Below are 22,685 nucleotides of genomic sequence, written 5' to 3'. Positions count from 1 at the left end.
CGTACCCGTGGGACGGGACGGCGCGGGCGCGGGTGGGGATCCGCGCCGAACGGTTCAGGCTACCGGGGGAAGGGCGCGGCGCCCGGGAACCCGCGCCGCGCGGTCCGCGCGGGGCGACTTTCCCGGGGATGGTGCCCGCGAGCAGTGCGGACGGGGGAGGATAGTGCCATGCAGCCACGGAATTCGCGTCTCAACAGCTCCGCCCTCCGCGGCGCGGTCGACCTCGCCGCAGTGAAGGCGGCGGGCGAGGCCGCCCAGAAGGCCGAGCAGGCCCGGGCCGAGCGGGCCCGTCAGGCGGCCACCGCCGAAGCGGACGGCACCGCCGTTCCCCAGCCCCTCCACCCGCTCGTCATCGACGTCACCGAGGACACCTTCGAGGCCGAGGTCGTCCAGCGCTCCACCGAGGTGCCGGTCGTCATCGACTTCTGGGCCGAGTGGTGCGGCCCCTGCAAGCAGCTCAGCCCGATCCTGGAGGGCCTGGCCGAGGAGTACGCCGGCCGCTTCGTGCTCGTCAAGATCGACGTGGACTCCAACCAGCTGCTCGCCCAGCAGTTCGGCATCCAGGGCATCCCGGCCGTGATGGCCGTGGTGGCCGGCCAGCTGGTGCCGCTGTTCCAGGGCGCGGAGAGCGCCGCCAACATCCGCAAGGTGCTGGACCAGCTGATCCTGGTCGCCGAGCAGCGCTTCGGCGTGGGCGGCGGCGCCGCCCCGGGCGAGGACCCGGCCGCGGCCCCGCAGCGCCCCGAGGACCCGGCGCTGTCCGCCGCGCACGACGCGCTGGACTCCGGCGACCTGGGCGGCGCCATCCAGGCCTACCGGAACGTGCTCGCCGACCAGCCGGGCAACACCGAGGCCAAGCTGGGCCTGGCCCAGGCGGAGCTGCTCCAGCGGATCGAGGGCTTGGACCTCCAGAGCGTCCGGGCGGCGGCCGCCGCCGACCCGAAGAACGTCGGGATCCAGCTCCAGGCGGCCGACCTGGACCTGGTCGGCGGTCACGTCGAGGACGCCTTCGGGCGCCTGGTGGACACGGTCGGGCGGACAGCCGGCGAGGACCGGGACGCGGCCAGGCTGCGCCTGCTGGAGCTGTTCGAGGTGATCGGCCCGGAGGACCCGCGGGTCGTCGCGGCCCGTACGGCGCTGGCGCGCGTGCTGTTCTGAGCCACCGTCAGGCCCCGGTCCGGGGCCGCCGTCTGGCACGGCGGATGACCTGCGGTGTCGCCAGGTGATTTGGCGACAATCAGGCCAACCGGACAGAGGTTTACCAAATCTTGATTTCACCCGTGGGCGGTCACTCTTGGTGACCGCCCACGGGTGTTTCATCAGTATTTCCGGTAAATTTCGCCGTCACGCTTTCTTCAAGGCGTCACGCACGGTGCAGATGGCGCCCATTCCATGATCGACACCACCGGATGTTGCATTACCCGTCAGTAAGGCACCTCTTGTGCTTCGCCCGGGATTCGAGCAGCATCGGCGACGCCCGGTCCCAGACTCCGCCTCCGCCGACAGTCCGTCGGCCACGCGGGGCGAGGGATCCCCACCGGGTGATCCGTCGGCTCCGGCCGGCGGTAGGGAGGGCAGGGGGGTATCCGCGGTCCCACGGCGGTTCCTGTCCTTCGACCGGCCGCGCGGCCCTGCGCGGTCGCTGGTTGTCGCTCGGGGGTGATCGCCGATGTCGTCGGTCCTGCCCGCCGCCCCACAAGGTCGGCCGGTGCTTGGCCGGGAGGGCCGCTGTACGCGGACCGCTCCCGCGTCCGACGACGCCCAAGGCGCTCTCCGCTACCGAGGACGTAGCTCTCTCCCATCCCAGGCCCCCACCGGCGCGGGACGCGCCGCCGGGGAGCCGGAGATGTACGTCCTAGAAGGAGGACTCGCATGTCCCAGACCTACGGCAAGACCCGCTGGAAGCGCTTCGCCCTGGTGATGGTGCCGAGCGTCGCGGCCACCGCGATGGTCGGCGTCTCGATCGCCAACAGTGCGCTCGCCGCCTCGTTCAGCATTTCCGGCCAGCAGTTCAAGGTCAGCACCGACCAGCTGCACGGCACCAACTTCTCCCAGTTCGGCTCGGTCGACATCGAGGCGAACGGCAAGCCGCACCCGGTCGCGGTCTCGGCCTTCGACCACGCCGACATCACCAACCTGTGCCAGTCGGTGGTGACCGACCTGACCGCGTTCGGTCTGGGCAAGATCACCCTCCAGCTGCACGCCGGTACCGAGGCAGGCAAGCCGGTCCAGGCCGACAACCTGCTGATCGACCTGGAGCAGCTGAAGGCGGACGCGACCTTCACCGACATCAACATCGGCCAGGACGCCTCCACCCTCCCGGGCACGGCGACCCAGGGCTGGGCCCCGCACGCGGGCGTCACCAAGGCCGGCGGCGGCGCCGGCCTGCCGACCGGTCCGACCGGTTTCGCCCAGGCCGCCAAGAAGGCCGACCTGAGCGGCGTCCAGCAGGTCGCCCGCGCCACCTCGGCCGGCACCTTCAAGCTCAACGGCCTGAACCTCGCGCTGAAGAGCGGCGACGGCGCGGGCAACGAGTGCTTCTGAGCCTCGCCTGACGGCACGGCCGCCCGGCACGCCTGACGGCGGACCGGGCGGCCGGCCCGGACGACGGGTCCACCCGGGCCGGGACAGGCGGAGCACCGCCTCTCCCGGCCCACCCCCATATGTCCTTCCCTCGTAGCGACGTCGAGGAGCTGCACCATGTCCAGCGCAACGGTCGAACCCCGGACCGGCCACCAGAACCCGATCGGGTGGCTCTGGCGGCACTTCCGTGTTTTCCGCCGCACCAGGCCCTTCTGGGGCGGCCTGCTGGCCATGATCGCCGGCGTCCCGATCCTCTACTTCCCTTACGCGCACATCACGTTCGGCGGCCTGACCATCGCGATGTCGACCACGGCCGGCGCCGGGTCGATGATCATCGGCGTCCTGATGATCATCCTCGGTCTGACCGCCTGGTTCCAGCCCGCCGTGCGGGTGTTCGGCGGCATAGCGACCATCCTGCTGACGCTGGTCTCGATCCCGGTCTCCAACCTGGCGGGCTTCGGGATGGCACTGCTGCCGGGCCTGATCGGCGGCGGGCTGATGGTCTCCTGGGCGCCGCTGCCCGAGCCCAGGGCCGAGTCGACGGCCAGGGGCGGTCGGCGCCGCCGGGCCAAGGGCGCCGAGGGTGCCGAGGGCACGGCTGCCGTGGCGGAGAGCGTCGCCACCGAGTCCGCCGCCGAGCCCGCCGCCGTCACCGCCACGGAGCCCGCAGCAGAGCCCGCGGCCGTCACCACGGCGGAGCCCGCCGCCGAGGCGCCCACCGCCCAACTGCCCGCCCAGGGCGGGCCGCAGGAGCCGCCCGTCGGCCCCGCCGCCGAGGCCGTCGCCCCCAAGCAGGCCGTCGCGCCCAAGCAGGCCGCCGGCGACCCGGAGGGCGCCCGGTGACCGGGTCGGACGGGCAAGCCGACGACCCGGCCGCCCCCGCCCGGCGCTCCGGCCGCCACGCGGCCCCGCGCACGCCGGTACGGGTCCGGCTGAGAGGCCGCGCGCTGGCGATGGCCGCGGTGCCGACCGCGCTGCTGATGGCCGCCGCCTACACGCCCAACCCGGCGCTGGCCGAGGCCGCCGCGGCCAAGCCCTGCGGCAACGCGCCGGTCGCCGTGCCGGATGTCACGCCGATCGAGACGCCCGTCCCCAAGAGCGAGCTGCCCGAGCCGCCGCCGGGACCGTCCGCGGAGCCGACCGCCGCACCCACCACCGCACCCACCACCGCACCCACGACCGCGCCGACCACCGCGCCCTCGACCGACCCGGGCTCGGTACCGACCCAGGCGCCCACCGGCGCCCCCGCCGGGAAGCCCACCTCGCCGGTCAAGCCGCCCGCCACCCAGCCGGCCGCCGGAACGCCCGCCGGAACGCCCGCCACTCAGCAGCCCGCCGCCCGCGCGGGCGCCGTCGGCGACGCGCTCCCGTCGGGCACGGCCCGGCAGGACACCGGCACCGGTACGGCCGGGGGCACCGGCCAGGCCACCCGGGCCGGGCTGATCGACGACATCGTCGGCGGCATCAACCACCTGCTGAACCCGAGCGCCTCGCCGAGCCCGAGCCCGACCGCGGCCCCGACCCCGGCCCCCAAGCCGGGGACGACCCCGCCGCCGGCGGCCACCACCCCGGCCGGACCGGACGCCCCGGCCCCGCGGACGGGCACCCCGGCCCAGCCCGCCCCCGGGCAGCAGCAGGCCCCGGCGGCCGCCCAGGACGCCGCTCCGCCCGCGGCCGAGCCCTCCGGCGGCTCCTCGCCCGCCGCGACGCCCACCGGGAAGGCGAGCGGCAAGGCGAGCCCCAAGGCGACGCCCACCGAGGGTGCCTCCGGCTCCGCCTCGCCCACCGCGGGCGCCTCCGGCAGCCCGTCCGCGACGCCCACCGAGAACCCCAACTGCGATGTGGACGCCCGGAGTCTGACCGCCGGCGCGCCCGCCCCCGGACACGTCGTCCCGGAGCAGAACTGGACGCTGCGGACCAGCCGGCTGGCACTGCACGGCGCGACCTTCCACGGCGTCTACGACGTGCGGACCCCGACCGGCAGCAAGCGGGTGCTGAAGTTCGTGGTCGACAGCGTCGACATCGACAACCTCGACATGTCGACCCTTCAGGGCAACGGCGTGACCTTCCACGTCCAGGGCGCCCCGGGTTCCACCTCGACCATGCGCGAGGGCCAGGTCACCATGTACGTGGAGCGGCTGTCAGGCCACCTCTCCAAGCTGCTCGGCCTGCCGATCCCGATCGACCTGGGGGAGATCACCCTCACCCCGGACACCCTGCCGCGCTGGCTGTACGACCTGATCGGCGCCATCCCGATCCCGCTGGACCTGGAGCTGACCGGCGTCACCGCCAAGCAGGCCGGCCAGTTCGGCGGCACCCTGCACATCCCCGGGATGCACCTGTTCAACGACGACGCGCCCTACAGCGACAAGTAGCGGGACGGCCCGCCCCGGGCGGGCGGCGCCGTGACGCCCGTGGGGCGGCCCTCCGGACGGGAGGACCGCCCCACGGGCGTTCTGGCGGGCCGGGGCTCACTCGCTCCGGGTGCCCAGGTGGTGCACCTGCACCATGTTGGTGGTGCCGGGGATGCCGACCGGGACACCGGCGGTGACGATGACGGTGTCGCCCTCGTCGAGCCGGCGCAGCCGCAGCAGCTCACGGTCGACCTGGGCGACCATGGCGTCGGTGGTGGCCACCTGCTCGGTCACGTACGCCTCGACGCCCCAGCTCAGCGAGAGCTGGTTGCGGGTGGCGCTGTCCGGGGTGAAGGCGATCACCGGGATCGGCGAACGGTAGCGGGACAGCCGGCGGGCGGTGTCGCCGGACTTGGTGAACGCGACCAGTGCCTTGCCGTCGAGGAAGTCGCCCAGCTCGCACGCGGCGCGGGCGACGGAGCCGCCCTGGGTGCGCGGCTTGCGGCCCGGGTTGAGCGGCTGCAGGCCCTGGGAGGCCAGCTCCTCCTCGGCCTTCTCGCAGATCCGGCTCATGGTGCGGACGGTCTCGATCGGGTACTTGCCGACGCTCGACTCGGCGGAGAGCATGACCGCGTCGGCGCCGTCCAGGATGGCGTTGGCGACGTCGGAGACCTCGGCGCGGGTCGGGCGCGAGGCGTGGATCATCGACTCCATCATCTGGGTGGCGACGATGACCGGCTTCGCGTTGCGGCGGGCCAGCGTGATCAGCTGCTTCTGGACCAGCGGCACCCGCTCCAGCGGGTACTCGACGGCGAGGTCGCCGCGGGCGACCATGATGGCGTCGAAGGCGAGGACGATCTCCTCCATGGCCTCGACGGCCTGCGGCTTCTCGATCTTGGCGATGACCGGCACGCGGATGCCGACCTCGTCCATGACCTCGTGGACGTCCTTGACGTCGTCCGCGTTGCGGACGAAGGACAGGGCGATCATGTCGACGCCCAGGCGCAGCGCGAAGCGCAGGTCGTCCTTGTCCTTCTCGGACAGGGCGGGCACGTTCACGGCCGCGCCGGGCAGGTTGATGCCCTTGTTGTTCGAGAGCACGCCGCCCTCGACCACCACGGTCTTCACCCGCGGGCCGTCGACGCTGACGACCTCCAGGGCGATGACGCCGTCGTTGATCAGGATCGGGTCGCCGGGCTTCACGTCGCCGGGCAGGCCCTTGTAGGTGGTGCCGCAGATGTACTGGTCACCGGGCACGTCTTCGGTGGTGATGGTGAACTCGTCGCCGTTGTCGACGGTCACCGGGCCGTTGGCGAAGGTCGCCAGACGGATCTTCGGACCCTGGAGGTCGGCCAGGACGCCGATGGCCTTGCCGGTGTCCTCCGAGACCTGGCGGACCTTGCGGTACCGCTCTTCGTGGTCCGCGTGGTTGCCGTGGCTCATGTTCAGTCGGGCGACGTTCATGCCCGCCTCGACGATGGCCTTCAGCTGTTCGTAGGAGTCCGTCGCCGGACCCAGGGTGCAGACAATTTTCGCTCGGCGCATATGGATCAGTCTATCCGTTCGTGTTATAGGTGCATTCGGCACGGACCGGGAGGAATCGCCGTCGAATGGTTCCGAAGAATGAGACAGTTCCGTGTCAGTCCTCGGACCCCCGCTGTTCTCGGTGCACCAGCGCGAAGGCCTGCCGGGCGATCTCCAACTCCTCGTCGGTGGGCACCACCGCGACCGCCACCCGGGCGTACGCGGGCGAGATGATCCGGGCCTCGCCGGAGCGCACCGAGTTCAGCTCCGGGTCCACTTCGATGCCCAGTTCGGTCAGCCCCGCGGTGGCCGCCGCGCGCACCGGCGCCGCGTTCTCCCCGACCCCCGCGGTGAACGCGATCGCGTCCACCCGGCCGAGCACCGCGTAGTAGCCGCCGATGTACTTGCGCAGCCGGTGGACGTACGCGTCGAAGGCGAGCTTCGCGTCCGCGTCGCCCTCGTCCGCCCGGCGCATGATCTCGCGCATGTCGTTCTCGCCGCACAGCCCGCGCAGGCCGCTGCGCCGGTTGAGCAGGTCGTCGATCTCGTCGACCGACAGCCCGCCGACCCGGTGCAGGTGGAACACCACGCCGGCGTCGATGTCGCCCGAGCGGGTGCCCATGACCAGGCCCTCCAGCGGGGTCAGGCCCATCGAGGTGTCCACGCAGCGGCCGCCGCTGACCGCCGAGGCGGAGGCGCCGTTGCCCAGGTGCAGCACGATCACGTTGACCTCGGCCGGGTCCTTGCCGAGCAGCCGGGCGGTGGCCCGCGAGACGTACTGGTGCGAGGTGCCGTGGAAGCCGTAGCGGCGCACCCGGTGCTCGTCGGCGACGGCCTTGTCGATCGCGTAGCGGGCCGAGTACTCGGGCATCGAGGCGTGGAAGGCGGTGTCGAAGACGGCCACCTGGGGGAGGTCGGGCCGCAGCGCGCGGGCCACCTCGATGCCGGTGATGTTCGCCGGGTTGTGCAGCGGGGCGACCGGGATCAGCCGGCGGATCTCCTTGAGCACCTCGTCGGTGACCACGGTCGGCGCGGTGAACCGCTTGCCGCCGTGCACCACCCGGTGGCCGATCGCGGCCAGCTCGGGGGAGTCCAGGCCGAGGCCGTCGGCGGCCAGCTCCTCGGCGACGGCCTTCAGCGCGGCGGCGTGGTCGGGGAAGGCCTGTGGCGTCTCGCGCCGCTCGCCGCCGGGCGGGGTGTGCACCAGGCGGCCGCTCGACTCGCCGATCCGCTCGACCAGCCCGGAGGCGAGCCGGGCGCCGTCCAGCATGTCGATCAGCTGGTACTTCACCGACGAGGAGCCGGCGTTCAGGACGAGGACACGGGTTCCCTCACTCATGCCGACGGCTCCTTGCGGTCCTGGGACTGGATGGCGGTGATCGCGACGGTGTTGACGATGTCCTGCACCAGCGCCCCGCGCGAGAGGTCGTTGACGGGCTTGCGCAGCCCCTGCAGCACCGGGCCCACGGCGACCGCGCCGGCCGAGCGCTGGACGGCCTTGTAGGTGTTGTTGCCGGTGTTGAGGTCCGGGAAGATCAGCACGCTGGCCCGCCCGGCCACCGCCGAGCCCGGCAGCTTGGTCGCCGCGACGTGCGCGTCCACCGCCGCGTCGTACTGGATCGGGCCCTCGACCAGGATGTCCGGCCGCAGCGCCCGGACCAGCTCGGTGGCCTTGCGCACCTTGTCGACGTCCGCGCCGGAGCCGGAGGTGCCGGTCGAGTACGAGAGCATCGCGACCCGCGGCTCCACCCCGAACTGGGCGGCGGTGGCGGCCGACTGGATCGCGATGTCGGCCAGCTGCTGGGCGTCCGGGTCGGGGTTGACCGCGCAGTCGCCGTACACCAGCACCTTGTCGGCCAGGCACATGAAGAAGACCGAGGAGACGATCGAGGCGCCCGGCGAGGTCTTGATCACCTCGAAGGCGGGCCGGATGGTGGCCGCGGTGGAGTGCACCGCGCCGGACACCATGCCGTCCGCGATGCCCTCCTGGACCATCAGCGTGCCGAAGTACGAGACGTCGGTGACCACGTCCAGGGCCAGTTCGACGGTCATCCCCTTGTGGGCCCGCAGCCGCGCGTACAGTTCGGCGAACTGGCGGCGCAGCGGGCTGGTGGTCGGGTCGACGATCCGGACCTGGGCGCGGTCGGCGCCCGGCTCTTCCTGTGGCAGCTCGATGCCGAGGCCGGCGGCCTTGCGGCGCACCGCGTCCGTCTCGCCGAGCAGGGTGAGGTCGCAGATGTTGCGGCGCAGCAGGATCTCGGCCGCGCGCAGCACCCGCTCCTCGGTGCCCTCGGGCAGGACGACGTGCCGGCGGCCGGCCCGGGCGCGTTCCAGCAGCTCGTGCTCGAACATCATCGGGGTGACCCGCTCGGACCGGCCGACCTCGATCCGGTTGGTCAACTCGGCGGTGTCGACGTGCAGTTCGAACAGGCCGAGGGCGATCTCGGCCTTCCGCGGACTGGCCGCGGTGAGCTTGCCCTCCAGGTGGGTCAGGGTGGCGGCGGTCGGCCAGCTGCCCTCGGGGACGACCGCGACCGGGGTGCCGGGGGCGAGCCGCGCGGCCAGGGCCATCACGTTCGGGCCGGGGTGCTGGCCGAGTGTCAGCAGCACGCCGGCGATCGGCGGGGCGCCGGCGGCGTGCGCGGCCAGTGAGCCGATCACCAGGTCGGCGCGGTCCCCGGGGGTGACGACCAGCGCGCCCTCGGTCAGCGCGTCCAGGAAGGTCGGCAGCATGGCGCCGCCGAAGACGTAGCCGCGGACGTCCCGGGCCAGCCCGGCCGCGTCCCCGAGCAGCACCTCGGCGCCGGTGGCCCCGACCAGCTGGGCGACGGTCGGCGCGGCCAGCGCCGGCTCCTCCGGGATGACGTAGGCGGGGATCGGCAGCTTCTCGGTGAGGGTGCGCTGGATCCGCTGCTTGGCGCCGGGCGCGACCCGGTTGGCGATCATCGCCAGGGTCTCGCAGCCGAGGTCGGTGTACGCCCGGTGGGCGTTGCGGACCTCGGCGATCACGGCGTCCGCGTCCTCGGCGTGCCCGCCGACCACCGGCAGCACGGCCGCGCCGAACTCGTTGGCGAGGCGGGCGTTGAAGGCGAGTTCGTCCGGGATGTTGGTGTCGGCGAAGTCGGTGCCGAGCACCAGCACGGCCTGGCAGCGCCGTTCCATCGCGCGGAAGCGGTCGACGAGGACGGAGACCAGCTCGTCCTGTCCCTGGGCGGCCTGGAGTGCGGCGGCCTCCTCGTAGGTGAGGCCGTACAGCTCGGTGCTCGGCAGGTCGATCCGGTAGCGCCCGCGCAGCAGCTCGACCACGTGGTCCGAGCCCCGCTCGCCGGGTGCGTCGGCGTGCACCAGCGGGCGGAAGACCCCGACCCGGTCCACCTGGCGGGTGAGCAGTTCCATGACCCCGAGTTCGACGACCTGCCGGCCGTCCCCCCGGTCGATCCCGGTCACGTACACGCTGCGCGCCACGTGGGTGTCTCCGTCCCGTCGCCTCGGAAGGTGGTCATATCGACCATACCTTCGCACTGCGAACGGCTGTCCGCGAGCAGAGCGGGCCCGGTCGGGCAAGGGCCGGAGGGCCCGACCAGGGGAGTTGCGCGCATGCCCGCCCTTGATGTACCTACATGTTGTAGCTACATTGGGTGGTATGGAGACCATGGGACTTCGCGAGCTGAACCAGAACCCCTCGAAGGCGGTCGCGCGGGTCCGGGCCGGAGCGACCATCGTCGTGACCGACCGCGGGCGGCCCGTGATGAGACTCGTGCCGGAGACGCCTCCGGAGACGACCCTCGAACGCATGGTCGCGGCCGGCGAGGTCACCCCGCCCGTCGCGTCGGGCATGCCCGAGCTGGCCCTCGACCTGCTGCCGGACCTCGGCAGCCTGTCGGACCTCCTGATCGAGGACCGCAATCGGGAGCGTGACCGTTGATCTACCTCGACTCGTGTGCGCTGCTGAAGTTCATCAAGCCGGAGTCCGAGACGGCCGCACTGCGCGCCTGGCGGGCGGCGCTCCCGGACGGCACCGAGCTGATCACCAGCGAGCTGGCCGGGCTGGAGATCACCCGCACGCTGCTCCGGGCGGGCCTGTCGCACCAACTCGTCCCGTACCACGTCGACCAGGCGCTCCGGGGCGCCTACCGGGTCGATCTGAGCAGCGCGGTGCTGGCCAGGGCCCTCGCGTACCGCACCCCGAGGCTCGGGTCGCTCGACGCGCTCCACCTGGCCAGTGCGGAGCCGTTCCGGGCCGAACTCACCGACTTCGTCACCTACGACCGCGAGCTCGGCCGGGCGGCGGAGGACCTCGGCTTCCCCGTCACCGCCCCCCGGTGAGCGCCCGCCCGGTGAGGGCGGGCGCCCGGGGGCTCAGCGGGCCGGGCGGAGCCAGAGGGTGGCGAGCGGGGGGAGGACCAGTTCGGCGGAGCGGGGCTGGCCGTCCCACTCCACCGGGTCGGCCTTGACCGGGTGGGAGTTGCCGACGCCGCTGCCGCCGTACTCCTCGGCGTCGGTGTTCAGCAGTTCCTCCCACAGCTGGTCGCGGCCCGCCAGCCGGGGCAGGCCGACCCGGCGGCCGTGCCGGACGACCGGGGAGAAGTTGCAGACCGCGACGAGCGGGCTGCCGTCGGCCGCGTAGCGGACGAAGGAGAGCAGGTTGTCCTCGGCGGCGCCGCCGTCGAGCCAGCGGAAGCCGTCCGGGGTGGTGTCCAGCTCCCAGAGGGCCGGGGTGTCGAGGTAGTGGCGGTTGAGGTCGCGGACCAGGCGGCGCACGCCCAGGTGGTCCCGGTGGGCCGGCCACTGCTCGTCGAGCACCCACCACTGCGGCCCCTGCTCGTGGTCCCATTCCGCGCCCTGGGCGAACTCCTGTCCCATGTAGAGCAGTTGCTTGCCGGGGTGGGACCACATGAAGCCGAGGTAGGCGCGGTGGTCGGCGCGCTGCTGCCACCAGTCGCCGGGCATCTTGGAGACCAGGGCCCGCTTGCCGTGGACGACCTCGTCGTGCGAGATCGGCAGGATGTAGTTCTCCGAGTAGGCGTACACCATCGAGAAGGTGATCTCGTCGTGGTGGTACTTGCGGTGCACCGGCTCCTTGGACATGTAGACCAGCGAGTCGTGCATCCAGCCCATGTTCCACTTCAGCCCGAAGCCGAGGCCGCCGGCGTCGGTGGAGCGGGTCACGCCGTCCCAGGCGGTGGACTCCTCGGCGATGGTGATCACGCCGGGGCAGCGCCGGTAGACGGTGGCGTTCATCTCCTGGAGGAAGGCGGCCGCGTCCAGGTTCTCCCGGCCGCCGTGCCGGTTGGGCGTCCAGGCGCCGCCCTCGCGGGAGTAGTCCAGGTAGAGCATCGAGGCGACGGCGTCCACCCGCAGGCCGTCGATGTGGAACTCCTCGCACCAGTAGACCGCGTTGGCGACCAGGAAGTTGCGCACCTCCTTGCGGCCGTAGTCGAACTCCAGCGTGCCCCAGTCCGGGTGCTCGGCGCGCAGCGGGTCGGCGGGCTCGTACAGCGGCTCGCCGTCGAAGCGGGCGAGGGCGAAGTCGTCCTTGGGGAAGTGTGCGGGCACCCAGTCGACGATCACGCCGATGCCGTGCCGGTGCAGGGTGTCCACCAGGTGCCGGAAGTCGTCCGGGCCGCCGAGCCGGGCGGTGGGGGCGTAGTAGCCGGACACCTGGTAGCCCCAGGAGCCGCCGAAGGGGTGCTCCATCACCGGCATGAACTCCACGTGGGTGAAGTTCAGCTCCTTGAGGTAGCCGGGCAGCTCCTCGGCGATCGCACGGTAGCTGGTGAGGTCGGGCCGCCAGGACGCCAGGTGCAGCTCGTACACCGACATCGGCGCCCGGTGGTGCGCGGTGCGGGCCCGGCGGGCCATCCACTCGGCGTCCTCCCAGCGGTACGCGGTGGAGGTGACCACCGAGGCGGTGCCGGGCGGGCACTGGGCGGCGCGGGCCAGCGGGTCGGCCTTGTCGAGCGTCCAGCCCTGCCGGGTGTGGACCTCGTACTTGTACGTGGCGCCCTCGGCCAGGCCGGGGACGAACAGCTCCCAGATCCCGGACGAGCCGAGCGAGCGCATCGGGTGCCCGGTGCCGTCCCAGTGGTTGAAGTCGCCGATCAGCCGTACGCCGACGGCGTTCGGCGCCCAGACCGCGAAGGCGGTGCCGGCCACGCCGTCGACGGTGCGCACGTGCGAGCCGAGCGCCCGCCACAGCTGCTCGTGCCGGCCCTCGGAGATCAGGTGCAGGTCGAGGTCGCCGAGGGTGGGCGGGATGCGGTAGCCGTCCTGTTGGCGCAGTGGCTCGCCGTCCGCGTAGGTCACCAGCAGGGTGTAGTCCGGCAGTTCGCCGCCGGCCACCAGCCCGGTGAACAACCCGCCCTGCTGGTGGGTGAGTTCTGCGGGGCCCTGGGCGGTCTCGACGACCACCCGCTCGGCGAACGGGCGCAGCACCCGGATCGCCGTGCCGCCGTGCACGGGGTGCGCGCCGAGCAGCGCGTGCGGGTCGTGGTGCTGCCCGCCCACCAGCCGGTCCACCTCTGCCGGCGGCAGCGGCGCCTCGGGCAGGCGCAGCGCCCCGGACGGGCCTCCGGACGGGCCTGGGGACGGGACTGGGGACGGGGCTGGGGAAGGGGCTGGGGAAGGGACTGCGGACGTGGCCGAGGAGGCGCCCGCCGCCCGGTCCGCTCCCTCCGGGCGCGCGGGCGGGCCGGAGCGGCCCGGGCCCTCGGTGTCGGTGCGCCCTTCGGCGGGCGGCGGGCCGGCCAGGAAGGTCTCCGGAACGGGGCGGCTCGGGCGGCCGGTCGGGTCGGGCGGCGTCACGGCGTGGTCCTCCTGCGGCGGGGGTGGACGAACTGCTGCGGGCGATCGGGCAACGGCGGGCGGGAGACGGCGGTGCGGCGGGCGGGCGTCAGACGGACAGGGCGAGCCGGTTGATCGCGGCCAGCGGGATCGGCAGCCAGCTCGGCCGGTGCCGGGCCTCGTACACCACCTCGTACACCGCCTTGTCGATCTCCAGTGCCCGCATCAGCTCCGGGGAGGCCGCCGGGTCGGCGCCGCCCCCGGCGGTGTAGCCGGCGCAGAAGGCGGTGCGGTTGCGCTGGGCCCAGGCGGCGGCCAGGTGGGCCAGTTCCGGGTCGACCGGGCCGCCGGCCAGCAGGTGGGCGGCGGCGTAGTCGAAGGAGCGGAGCATCGCGGCGACGTCGCGCAGGGCGGGCTGCGGTTCGCGGCGCTCGTTGACCGATTTGGCCGGCTCGCCCTCGAAGTCCAGCAGGACCCAGCCGTGCGGGGTCCGCATGGCCTGTCCGAGGTGGAGGTCGCCGTGGATGCGCTGGACGGGCAGGCCGTCGGGGTGGGCGTCGGCGAGTTGCTGGAAGGCGGTGCGCAGGGCGGCCCGGAAGCGCAGCAGGCCGGGGACGGCGGCGACGGCGCTGTCCAGCCGGTCGGCCATCGCGGTGGCCAGTCGTCCGGTCTGGGTGCGGTCGAGCCGGGCGACCGGCATCGAGCGGGCCAGGACCCGGTGGACCTCGGCGGTGGCCCGGCCGAGCCGGTGCGCCTCGATGGCGAAGTTCCCCGGGGAGCGGTCGCCCTTGAGCCGGCCGACCTGGTCGAGGGCGAGCTCCCAGCCGTCCTCGGCGTCCGGCAGGTAGCGCTGGAGCAGGCCGAGGGTGGCGGGCTCGGCGCGTTCCATCCGGCTCTCGAACCAGGCGGCGACCCGGGGGATCCGGGTGGAGCCGGCCCGGGAGAGGGCGAGCGAGAGTTCGAGGTCGGGGTTGGTGCCGGGGTGGATGCGGCGGAACAGTTTGAGGATGTACGAGGTGCCGTAGATGACCGAGCTGTTGGACTGCTCGGCGGTGGAGGCGCGGCCGGGGAGGTTGGCGGGCAGTCCGGAGCCGGGGGTGCGGCGGAAGGACAGCGAGCCGAAGCGGTCGCCGGTGGCGAGGTGTTCCAGCAGCCGCCCGGTGAGTTCGGGGTCGTGCACCGCGTCGTAGAGGGTCGCGCCGTCGTACGGGCCCTGGGTGAGCCGGCCGAGGACGGCGCCGGGGCCGATGTCCCCTAGCCCGGCGGAGCGGATGCCGAGCAGCAGCTGGTAGATGTCGCCGTGCGGGGCGCCGGCCGTGGTGGCGTGCTCGACCCGGAGCAGGAGGTGCAGCAGGGCGGGGTCGCCGACCTGGAGCGGGGTGCCGACCACCGGGGTGAGGCCGGTGATGGGCCGCCCCTTTCCGGCGTACCAGCGCTGGGTGGGCAGCCATGCGGAGATCAGCGGCAGTGCGGCCTGGACGAGTTCGCTGACTCCCAGGGCGGTTCTGCGGGCCCCGGGGCCCCGGGCGCCGGCCGGCGCGGTGGTGCCGGCCTGGGCGTCGTGCTGCACATGGGCTTGAGAACGGGAGGGTTCGGACATGGCTCCCTTTCCCCGGAAGCACGCGGACTGCCCGACGGGTCGTGGCCGGGTCCGTCAGTCTTCCGGATTTCGGCGGCGCGGCGGTCGCGGCACGCGAGTGTGGCTCGGGTGTCACGCCTTCGTGTGGGTGGCCGTTGGGCTGTTCTCCGTACGCGGCGGTGCAGAGAACTCCGGGGGCGCTGGGGTTCAACTCGCGCCCCCGGAGGGTCTGGTGGTGCGGTCGGGGCGGTGCGGCGGGGTACGGCGGATCGTTACTTCGACCGCCTGGTGCCGCTCGGGCGCGGGGGCTGCCGGAGCTGGAACCAGTAGAAGCCGTGCCCGGCCAGGGTGAGCAGGTAGGGCCACTCGCCGATCGACGGGAAGCGCACCCCGCCGATCAGTTCGACCGGGTACCGTCCGCCGTACTGCCGCAGGTCCAGCTCGGTCGGCTGTGCGAACCGCGAGAAGTTGTTCACGCACATGACGAGGTCCCCCTCGTGCTCGCGCACGAAGGCCAGGACGGCCGGGTTGCTGGACGGCAGTTCGGCGTAGCTGCCGAGGCCGAACGCCGGGTTGAGCTTGCGGATCTCGATCATGCGACGCGTCCAGTGCAGCAGCGAACTCGAACTGCTCTGCTGCGCTTCGACGTTGGTCACCTGGTAGCCGTACACCGGGTCCATGATGGGCGGCAGACTGAGCCTGCCCGGGTCGGCGGAGGAGAAACCCGCGTTGCGGTCCGGGGTCCACTGCATCGGCGTGCGCACGCCGTCCCGGTCGCCGAGCCAGATGTTGTCGCCCATGCCGATCTCGTCCCCGTAGTAGAGCACCGGGGAGCCCGGCAGGGAGAGCAGCAGGGCGGTGAACAGCTCGATCTGGTTCCGGTCGTTCTCCAGCAGCGGGGCGAGCCGGCGGCGGATGCCCACGTTGGCGCGCATCCGGGGGTCCTTGGCGTACTCCGCGTACATGTAGTCGCGCTCCTCGTCGGTGACCATCTCCAGGGTCAGCTCGTCGTGGTTGCGCAGGAAGATGCCCCACTGGCAGCCGCTGGGGATCCGCGGGGTCTTGGCGAGGATCTCGGAGACCGGGTAGCGGGACTCGCGGCGCACTGCCATGAAGATCCGCGGCATCACCGGGAAGTGGAACGCCATGTGGCACTCGTCGCCGCCCGAGGTGAAGTCGCCGAAGTAGTCGACGACGTCCTCCGGCCACTGGTTGGCCTCGGCCAGCAGCACGGTGTCGGGGTAGTCGGCGTCGATCTCCTTGCGGACCCGCTGGAGGAACTCGTGGGTCTCCGGCAGGTTCTCGCAGTTGGTGCCCTCGCGGGCGAACAGGTACGGCACCGCGTCCAGCCGGAAGCCGTCGATGCCCAGGTCGAGCCAGAACCGCAGCCCGGCGATCATCTCGGCCTGGACCCGGGGGTTGTCGTAGTTGAGGTCCGGCTGGTGCGAGAAGAAGCGGTGCCAGTAGTACTGCTTGCGGACCGGGTCGTAGGTCCAGTTGGAGGTCTCGGTGTCGACGAAGATGATCCGGGCGTCCGGGTACTGCTTGTCGTCGTCGGCCCACATGTAGAAGTCGCCGTACGGTCCGTCCGGGTCCGTCCGGGAGGCCTGGAACCACGGGTGCTGGTCGCTGGTGTGGTTCATGACGAAGTCGATGACCACGCGCATGCCGCGGGCGTGCGCGGCGTCGACGAAGTCCATGAAGTCGGCGAGGTCGCCGAACTCCGGCAGCACCGAGGTGTAGTCGGACACGTCGTACCCGCCATCGCGCAGCGGCGAGGCGAAGAACGGCGGGAGCCAGAGGCAGTCGATCCCGAGCCACTGGAGGTAGTCGAGCTTGGCGGTGAGCCCCTTCAGGTCCCCGACCCCGTCGCCGTTGCTGTCCTGGAAGGACCGCACCAGCACCTCGTAGAACACCGCACGCTTGAACCACTCGGGGTCCAGGTCCTTCTTCGAGGTCCCGGGGAAGGTGTCGGGGACGGGCTCGTTCACTGTCACGCTGGGTTCCTCCGAACCGTGAGGAGGTGAGCCGGCTCGGCTGAGGGATCGAGCCGGACGTAGTTGTGCCGGCCCCAGGTGTAGACGGCGCCGGTGAGCTCGTCGTGCACCACGAACGGGCCGGCCGTGTCATGCCCGGGGAGGGCAAGCGTGACGGTGGCCTCCTGGACGTGGTGCGGGTCGAGGTTCACCACGGTGATGACCTGGTCGGTGAGGCCCTCGGGGGTGGTCGCGGTCTTGGAGTAGGCGAGCACCTGGTCGTTGTCGGTGGGGTGGAAGCGCAGGTCGCGCAGCTGCTGCAGGGCGGGGTGGCGACGGCGCAGCCGGTTCAGCACGGTCAGCAGCGGGGCGAGGGTGTCGGTGCGGTTCCAGTCGCGCGGGCGCAGCTCGTACTTCTCCGAGTGCAGGTACTCCTCGGAGCCGGGGTGGGCCGGCTCGTTCTCGTACAGCTCGTAGCCGGCGTAGACGCCGTAGCTGGGGGAGAGGGTGGCGGCGAGCACCGCGCGGATCGCGAAGGCGGCGCGGCCGCCGTGCTGGAGGTAGGCGTGCAGGATGTCCGGGGTGTTGGCGAAGAAGTTGGGGCGCATGTAGGCCGCCGCGTCACCGGTGAGTTCGGTGAGGTACTCGGTGAGTTCCGGTTTGGTGGTGCGCCAGGTGAAGTACGTGTACGACTGGTGGAAACCGATCTTCGCGAGGGTGTGCATCATCGCGGGGCGGGTGAAGGCCTCCGCCAGGAACACCACGTCCGGGTCGGTGCGGGCGATGTCGGCGAGCACCTTCTCCCAGAACAGCACCGGTTTGGTGTGCGGGTTGTCGACTCGGAAGATCCGTACGCCGTGGGACATCCAGAACCGGAGGATCCGGATGGTTTCCTTGACGATTCCGTCCATGTCCTGGTCGAAGTTGATCGGGAAGATGTCCTGGTACTTCTTCGGCGGGTTCTCCGCGTAGGCGATGGTGCCGTCCGCGCGGTGGCTGAACCATTCCGGGTGCTTGTTCACCCAGGGGTGGTCGGGGGAGCACTGGAGGGCGAAGTCGAGCGCCACCTCCAGGTGCAGTTCCCGGGCCTCGGTGACGAAGTGGTCGAAGTCCTCGATGGTGCCGAGGTCCGGGTGGACCGCGTCGTGGCCGCCCTCGGGGGAGCCGATCGCCCAGGGGGAGCCGACGTCGTGCGGACCGGCCGTCAGGGTGTTGTCCGGGCCCTTGCGGAAGGCTCGGCCGATCGGGTGGACCGGCGGGAGGTAGACCACGTCGAAGCCCATCGCGGCGACGGCCGGCAGCCGTTCGGCGGCGGTGCGCAGGGTGCCCGGGCGCGGCGGCGCGACGCCGCTCGGGTCCACCGCGGCGCCCTCCGAGCGGGGGAAGAACTCGTACCAGGAGCCGAACAGGGCGCGCTCGCGGTCGACCTGGAGCGGCAGCGGGCGGGAGGTGCTGAGCAGCTCGCGCAGCGGGTGGCGGGCCAGCACCTCCAGCACCTCGGGGGCGAGGGCGGCGGCCAGCCGGGAGAGCGGCGGCATGGTCGGGTCGCGCAGCGCGTCGGCGCCGGCCAGGACGTCGGCGCGGCCCTCCTTCTTCGGCACGCCGGCCGCGGCCTGCTCCAGCAGCCGGGCGCCCTCCTCCAGGACCAGCGCGGTGTCGATCCCGGCGGGCAGCTTCACCGAGGCGGTCCTGCGCCAGGTCGCGATCGGGTCGCTCCAGGCCTCCACCAGGTAGGACCAGCGGCCGGGCGCGGTCGGGGTGACGTACGCGCCCCAGCGGTCGGTGCCCTCGGCCAGCTCGCGCATCGGCGTCCACGGGCCGCCGCGGCCGCGCGGGTCGCGCAGCACCACGTTGGCGTTGACGGCGTCGTGGCCCTCCCGGAAGACGGTCGCGGTGACCAGGAAGGCCTCGCCGGCGACGGCCTTGGCCGGGCGGCGGCCGGAGTCGACGAGGGGGCTGACGTCCAGGACGGGGATGCGGCCGATCACGGTGTCGCTCTCTGTCTTGCGGGCGGCGGTCTTGGCGGCGCTCTTGCCGGCGGGTTTGCCGGTGGCTTTGGCGGCGCTCCGGGCGGCGGGTTTGACGGCGGGTCCGGCGGAGGCCGCCTTGGGGGCCGCCGCCTTCTTCGCGCCGGCGGCGCGGCGCGGCGCGGGGTCGGCCCCGGTGCCGGCCTTCGGGGTGGCGGCCGTCGCGGTGGCGGTGGTGCGGCGCGTGGTGGTGGTGCGCCGGCGGGGTGCCGCGGCCCGGTCCTCCTCGGCCCCGGGTTGTCGGGCCGCTGCGGAGGACGGTGCCGCGGAGGTGTGCGCCCCGGCGGTCGGTGCCGCGGCGGTCGGTGCCGCGGGGGGCCGGGATTCGGAGGATCCGCCACCGACCGCCCCGGACGCCCTGGGCGCGGGCATCGCCGGATCTGTCCGAGTGTCGGAATCCACCCGTCCGGCGGATTCCGCGACCGCTGCGTCGGGCGTTTCCGCCACCGGTGTGGACTGGTCCCGCGTGTCGCCGTGCATGCCAAGCTCCTGCCCGAGATCGGCGGCAGCTCCCGCGGGCCGGGGTCGGGCCAGGGGAGTACCGGGAGGACTGCTGGGTGGGGAGGACGTGCGACCGGAGCCTGCCCGCGCCGCTGTTCCCGGCAACCTGCCCGGCGCCCGCCGAGCCGGTGGCGGGACGCCCCGGAGCCCGTGTGCGGCCCGGCGCACGCCTCCGGGGGCGCGTCCCCGGGCGGCCCGGTCCACCCGTGAACGAGCAGGCCGGGCGCGAGGACACGCGCCGGTGGGAGGTGAGCGCCGAATGGGCTAAGAAGAACGGGAACGGCCAACGCGAAAAGGATTCGGACGTGCTGCTTCAGGGGGGACGCCACCCGTCGCCGTACTCCCCACAGCATCAACGACCTTCGGTCATCCTCGCACCGGCGACAAGGTTTTTGCAGCGGTACGACAGTAGTTTCGGGCCTTCTCGCGAGCGGATGCGCCATCGGAAATGGATCCGTACCGCAGAGTTCACGTATTGGTAGTGCGTCCCCCCGAAATGTGCGCCGCGCGCGCCCCCCGTGCAGACCAATGCGCCGAATGCGATCTCATCAATAGGCCGAACGGATGCCCAATAGTCCACTTGACCCACTGTCGGGCCGACCGCCGCGGCTACGCTTCACGCCGTGAAGGCAATCCGCAGATTCACCGTCCGCACCGTCCTGCCCGAACAACTCCAGCCGCTGCACGAGCTGGCCCTCAACCTGCGCTGGTCCTGGCACCCCGAGACCAGGGACCTGTTCCGGTCCGTGGACCCGGAAGTCTGGGCCGCGACCGGCGAGGACCCGGTGCGGCTGCTCGGGGAGGTCCCGGCCGGCCGGCTCGCCGCGCTCGCCGCCGACCGGCGGTTCCTGCGCAGACTCGGCGACCTCGCCGACGACCTGCGCGACTACCTGACCGGCCCGCGCTGGTACCAGACCCGGCAGGAGGAGGCCGACGCCGCCCCGCTGCCCGCCGCGATCGCCTACTTCTCGCCCGAGTACGGCATCGCCGCCGCCCTGCCGCAGTACTCCGGCGGGCTCGGCATCCTGGCCGGCGACCACCTCAAGGCCGCCAGCGACCTCGGCGTCCCGGTCGTCGGCGTCGGGCTGTTCTACCGGCACGGCTACTTCCGGCAGTCCCTCGGCCGGGACGGCTGGCAGCAGGAGCGCTACCCGCTGCTCGACCCGGACGAGCTCGCGGTCAGCCCGCTGCGGGAGGCCGACGGCACCCCCAGCCAGGTCGACCTCGTGCTGCCCGGCGGCCGCACCCTGGCCGCCCGGATCTGGAAGGCCCAGGTCGGGCGGGTGCCGCTGCTGCTGCTCGACTCCGACATCGAGGCCAACTCGCCCGCCGAACGCGACGTCACCGACCGGCTGTACGGCGGCGGCAGCGAGCACCGGCTGCTCCAGGAGATGCTGCTCGGCATCGGCGGCGTACGGGCGGTGCGCGCCTACTGCCGGCTCACCGGGCACCCCGCCCCCGAGGTCTTCCACACCAACGAGGGCCACGCCGGCTTCCTCGGCGTGGAACGGATCCGCGAGCTGGTCGCCGAGGGCCCGACCGACCCGGACACCGCCGGCCTCGACTTCGCCGCCGCCCTGGAGTCCGTCCGGGCCGGCACCCTCTTCACCACGCACACGCCCGTCCCGGCCGGCATCGACCGCTTCGACCGCGAGCTGGTCGCCCGCCACTTCGCCGGTGACGCCGCGCTGCCCGGCGTGCCGGTCGACCAGGTGCTCGCGCTCGGCGCCGAGACCTGGCGCGGCGGGGACCCGAAGCTGTTCAACATGGCCGCGATGGGCCTGCGGCTGGCCCAGCGCGCCAACGGGGTCTCCACCCTGCACGGCGAGGTCAGCCGCTCGATGTTCAGCGGCCTCTGGCCCGGCTTCGACAACGCCGAGGTGCCGATCGCCTCGGTCACCAACGGCGTGCACGCCGCCACCTGGATCGACCCGGCGGTGGTGCGGCTCGGCGCCGCCGAGATCGGTGCCGAGCGCGCCGAGGAGGCGATGACCACCGGCGAGGCCACCCGCTGGACCGGTCTGGAGGCCATCGGCAGCTCGGCGGTCTGGGAGCTGCGCCGCACCCTGCGCGCCCAGCTGGTGGACGAGGCCCGCCGCCGGCTGCGCGCCTCCTGGCGCCAGCGCGGGGCCGGCGAGGCCGAGCTCGGCTGGGTCTCCTCGGTGCTCGACCCGGACGTGCTCACCATCGGCTTCGCCCGCCGGGTGCCCTCGTACAAGCGGCTCACGCTGATGCTCCGCGACCCGGAGCGGCTGCGCGGCCTGCTGCTGCACCCCACCCGGCCGGTGCAGATCGTGGTCGCCGGCAAGGCCCACCCGGCCGACGACGGCGGCAAGCGGCTGATCCAGCAGATGGTCGCCTTCGCCGACGACCCGGCCGTCCGGCACCGGATCGTCTTCCTGCCGGACTACGACATGGCGATGGCCCGGCACCTCTACCCGGGCTGCGACGTCTGGCTCAACAACCCGCTGCGCCCGCTGGAGGCCTGCGGCACCTCCGGGATGAAGGCCGCGCTCAACGGCTGCCTCAACCTGTCCGTCCTGGACGGCTGGTGGGACGAGTGGTACGACGGCCGCAACGGCTGGGCGATCCCCACCGCCGACGAGAGCGGCGGGGTGCTCGACCCGGACAGCGGCGAGGCCGAGCGGCGCGACGACATCGAGGCGGCGGCGCTCTACGACCTGATCGAGGACGAGGTCGCCGCCCGGTTCTACGACCGGGACGCCGACGGGCTGCCGCACCACTGGATCGCCATGGTCCGGCACACCCTGGTGACCCTCGGGCCCAAGGTGCTGGCCGGGCGGATGGTCCGCGAGTACGTCGAACGGCTGTACGCCCCGGCGGCGCTGGCCCAGCGGGAGCTGTCGGCGGGCCGCCCGCCGGGCGGGCGGTTCACGGCCGCGCGGGAGCTGGCGGTCTGGAAGGCGAAGGTCCGGGAGGCCTGGCCGGCCGTCCGGGTCGAGCACGTCGAGGCGGACTGTCCGGCCGAGGCCCAGGAGCTGGGCAGCGCGCTGGCGCTGCGGGTGCAGGTCGCGCTCGGGACGCTGGACCCGGCCGACGTCGAGGTCCAGGTGGTCTCCGGCCGGGTGGACGAGTCGGACGGCATCTCGGACGCCTGCCTGCTCGCCCTCAAGCCGGTCGGCGGGCCCGACCTGGACGGCCGCACCCGCTACGAGGGCTCGCTGGAGCTGTGCCGCACCGGCCCGTTCGGCTACACCGTCCGGGTGCTGCCGGCGCACCCCCGGCTGGCCTCCCCGGCCGAGCTGGGGCTGGTCGCGCTGCCGGCCGAGTCGGCCGGGATGGACGCGGGGCTGCTGCGCTGAGCCGGTCGGATGACTGCCGTCCGTCCGCCACGGAC

At 73.0% G+C, this 22,685-nt stretch carries 14 protein-coding genes; 7 read left to right on the top strand and 7 right to left on the bottom strand.

The genetic code is table 11. From position 1 onward, the window contains the following. The first annotated feature begins 168 nt into the window (after positions 1-168). The 4 genes from ACFQ6N_RS29925 (at position 169) to ACFQ6N_RS29910 (ending at position 4,958) form a co-directional block, all read left to right on the top strand. Positions 169-1,158 (top strand): tetratricopeptide repeat protein, encoded by a 990-nt coding sequence (locus ACFQ6N_RS29925; protein ID WP_380655637.1) that lies wholly within the window; start codon positions 169-171, stop codon positions 1,156-1,158. Positions 1,159-1,872: 714 nt separating this feature from the next. Then, positions 1,873-2,544, top strand: a complete 672-nt coding sequence (locus ACFQ6N_RS29920; RefSeq protein WP_380655635.1) for a DUF6230 family protein — start codon at positions 1,873-1,875, stop codon at positions 2,542-2,544. A gap of 156 nt (positions 2,545-2,700) precedes the next feature. Next, on the top strand, positions 2,701-3,426 hold the full coding sequence (locus tag ACFQ6N_RS29915) for a DUF6114 domain-containing protein (protein WP_380655633.1): 726 nt from the start codon (positions 2,701-2,703) through the stop codon (positions 3,424-3,426). Next, a complete protein-coding gene (locus tag ACFQ6N_RS29910; protein WP_380655631.1) occupies positions 3,423-4,958 on the top strand; it encodes a hypothetical protein in 1,536 nt (511 codons plus the stop codon). The genes ACFQ6N_RS29915 and ACFQ6N_RS29910 overlap by 4 nt, the downstream gene beginning before the upstream one ends. Positions 4,959-5,054: 96 nt before the next feature. Here the strand turns inward: ACFQ6N_RS29910 and pyk are convergent, their stop codons facing one another. The 3 genes from pyk to pta form a co-directional block, all read right to left on the bottom strand. After that, positions 5,055-6,482 carry a pyruvate kinase gene (gene pyk, locus ACFQ6N_RS29905; RefSeq protein ID WP_380655628.1) on the bottom strand — a complete coding sequence of 476 codons (1,428 nt, stop codon included), beginning with the start codon at positions 6,480-6,482 and terminating at the stop codon, positions 5,055-5,057. Positions 6,483-6,576: 94 nt separating this feature from the next. Beyond that, a complete protein-coding gene (locus tag ACFQ6N_RS29900; protein ID WP_380655626.1) occupies positions 6,577-7,800 on the bottom strand; it encodes an acetate kinase in 1,224 nt (407 codons plus the stop codon). Next, positions 7,797-9,926, bottom strand: coding sequence for a phosphate acetyltransferase (gene pta / locus ACFQ6N_RS29895; RefSeq protein WP_380655623.1), 2,130 nt, complete (start codon positions 9,924-9,926; stop codon positions 7,797-7,799). Before pta ends, ACFQ6N_RS29900 begins: the two co-directional genes overlap by 4 nt. A 178-nt stretch (positions 9,927-10,104) precedes the next feature. Here pta and ACFQ6N_RS29890 point away from each other — a divergent pair, with 178 nt between their 5' ends. After that, entirely contained in the window at positions 10,105-10,386 is a 282-nt protein-coding gene (locus ACFQ6N_RS29890; RefSeq protein ID WP_380655620.1) for a type II toxin-antitoxin system Phd/YefM family antitoxin, read from the top strand. Next, a complete protein-coding gene (locus tag ACFQ6N_RS29885; protein WP_380655617.1) occupies positions 10,383-10,787 on the top strand; it encodes a type II toxin-antitoxin system VapC family toxin in 405 nt (134 codons plus the stop codon). Before ACFQ6N_RS29890 ends, ACFQ6N_RS29885 begins: the two co-directional genes overlap by 4 nt. 33 nt (positions 10,788-10,820) lie before the next feature. Here the strand turns inward: ACFQ6N_RS29885 and glgB are convergent, their stop codons facing one another. The 4 genes from glgB to ACFQ6N_RS29865 form a co-directional block, all read right to left on the bottom strand. Further along, positions 10,821-12,968: a 1,4-alpha-glucan branching enzyme gene (glgB, locus tag ACFQ6N_RS29880; protein WP_380655614.1), complete on the bottom strand. Its 2,148-nt coding sequence runs from the start codon at positions 12,966-12,968 to the stop codon at positions 10,821-10,823. Positions 12,969-13,353: 385 nt separating this feature from the next. Next, positions 13,354-14,844, bottom strand: coding sequence for a phosphotransferase (locus ACFQ6N_RS29875; RefSeq protein WP_380655611.1), 1,491 nt, complete (start codon positions 14,842-14,844; stop codon positions 13,354-13,356). 251 nt (positions 14,845-15,095) lie between these two features. Further along, positions 15,096-16,820, bottom strand: coding sequence for a maltose alpha-D-glucosyltransferase (gene treS / locus ACFQ6N_RS29870; protein ID WP_380655608.1), 1,725 nt, complete (start codon positions 16,818-16,820; stop codon positions 15,096-15,098). Further along, positions 16,817-18,787 (bottom strand): alpha-1,4-glucan--maltose-1-phosphate maltosyltransferase, encoded by a 1,971-nt coding sequence (locus tag ACFQ6N_RS29865; protein ID WP_380655673.1) that lies wholly within the window; start codon positions 18,785-18,787, stop codon positions 16,817-16,819. The genes treS and ACFQ6N_RS29865 overlap by 4 nt, the downstream gene beginning before the upstream one ends. Before the next feature lie 1,163 nt (positions 18,788-19,950). Here ACFQ6N_RS29865 and glgP point away from each other — a divergent pair. After that, positions 19,951-22,650: an alpha-glucan family phosphorylase gene (glgP, locus tag ACFQ6N_RS29860; protein ID WP_380655605.1), complete on the top strand. Its 2,700-nt coding sequence runs from the start codon at positions 19,951-19,953 to the stop codon at positions 22,648-22,650. Positions 22,651-22,685 lie beyond the last annotated feature (35 nt).

The sequence above is a fragment of the Kitasatospora sp. NPDC056446 genome (assembly GCF_042796115.1).
GTDB lineage: Bacteria > Actinomycetota > Actinomycetes > Streptomycetales > Streptomycetaceae > Kitasatospora.
Note: the sequence above shows the minus strand (reverse complement) of the source record. Positions and strands in the feature narration are given on the sequence as shown.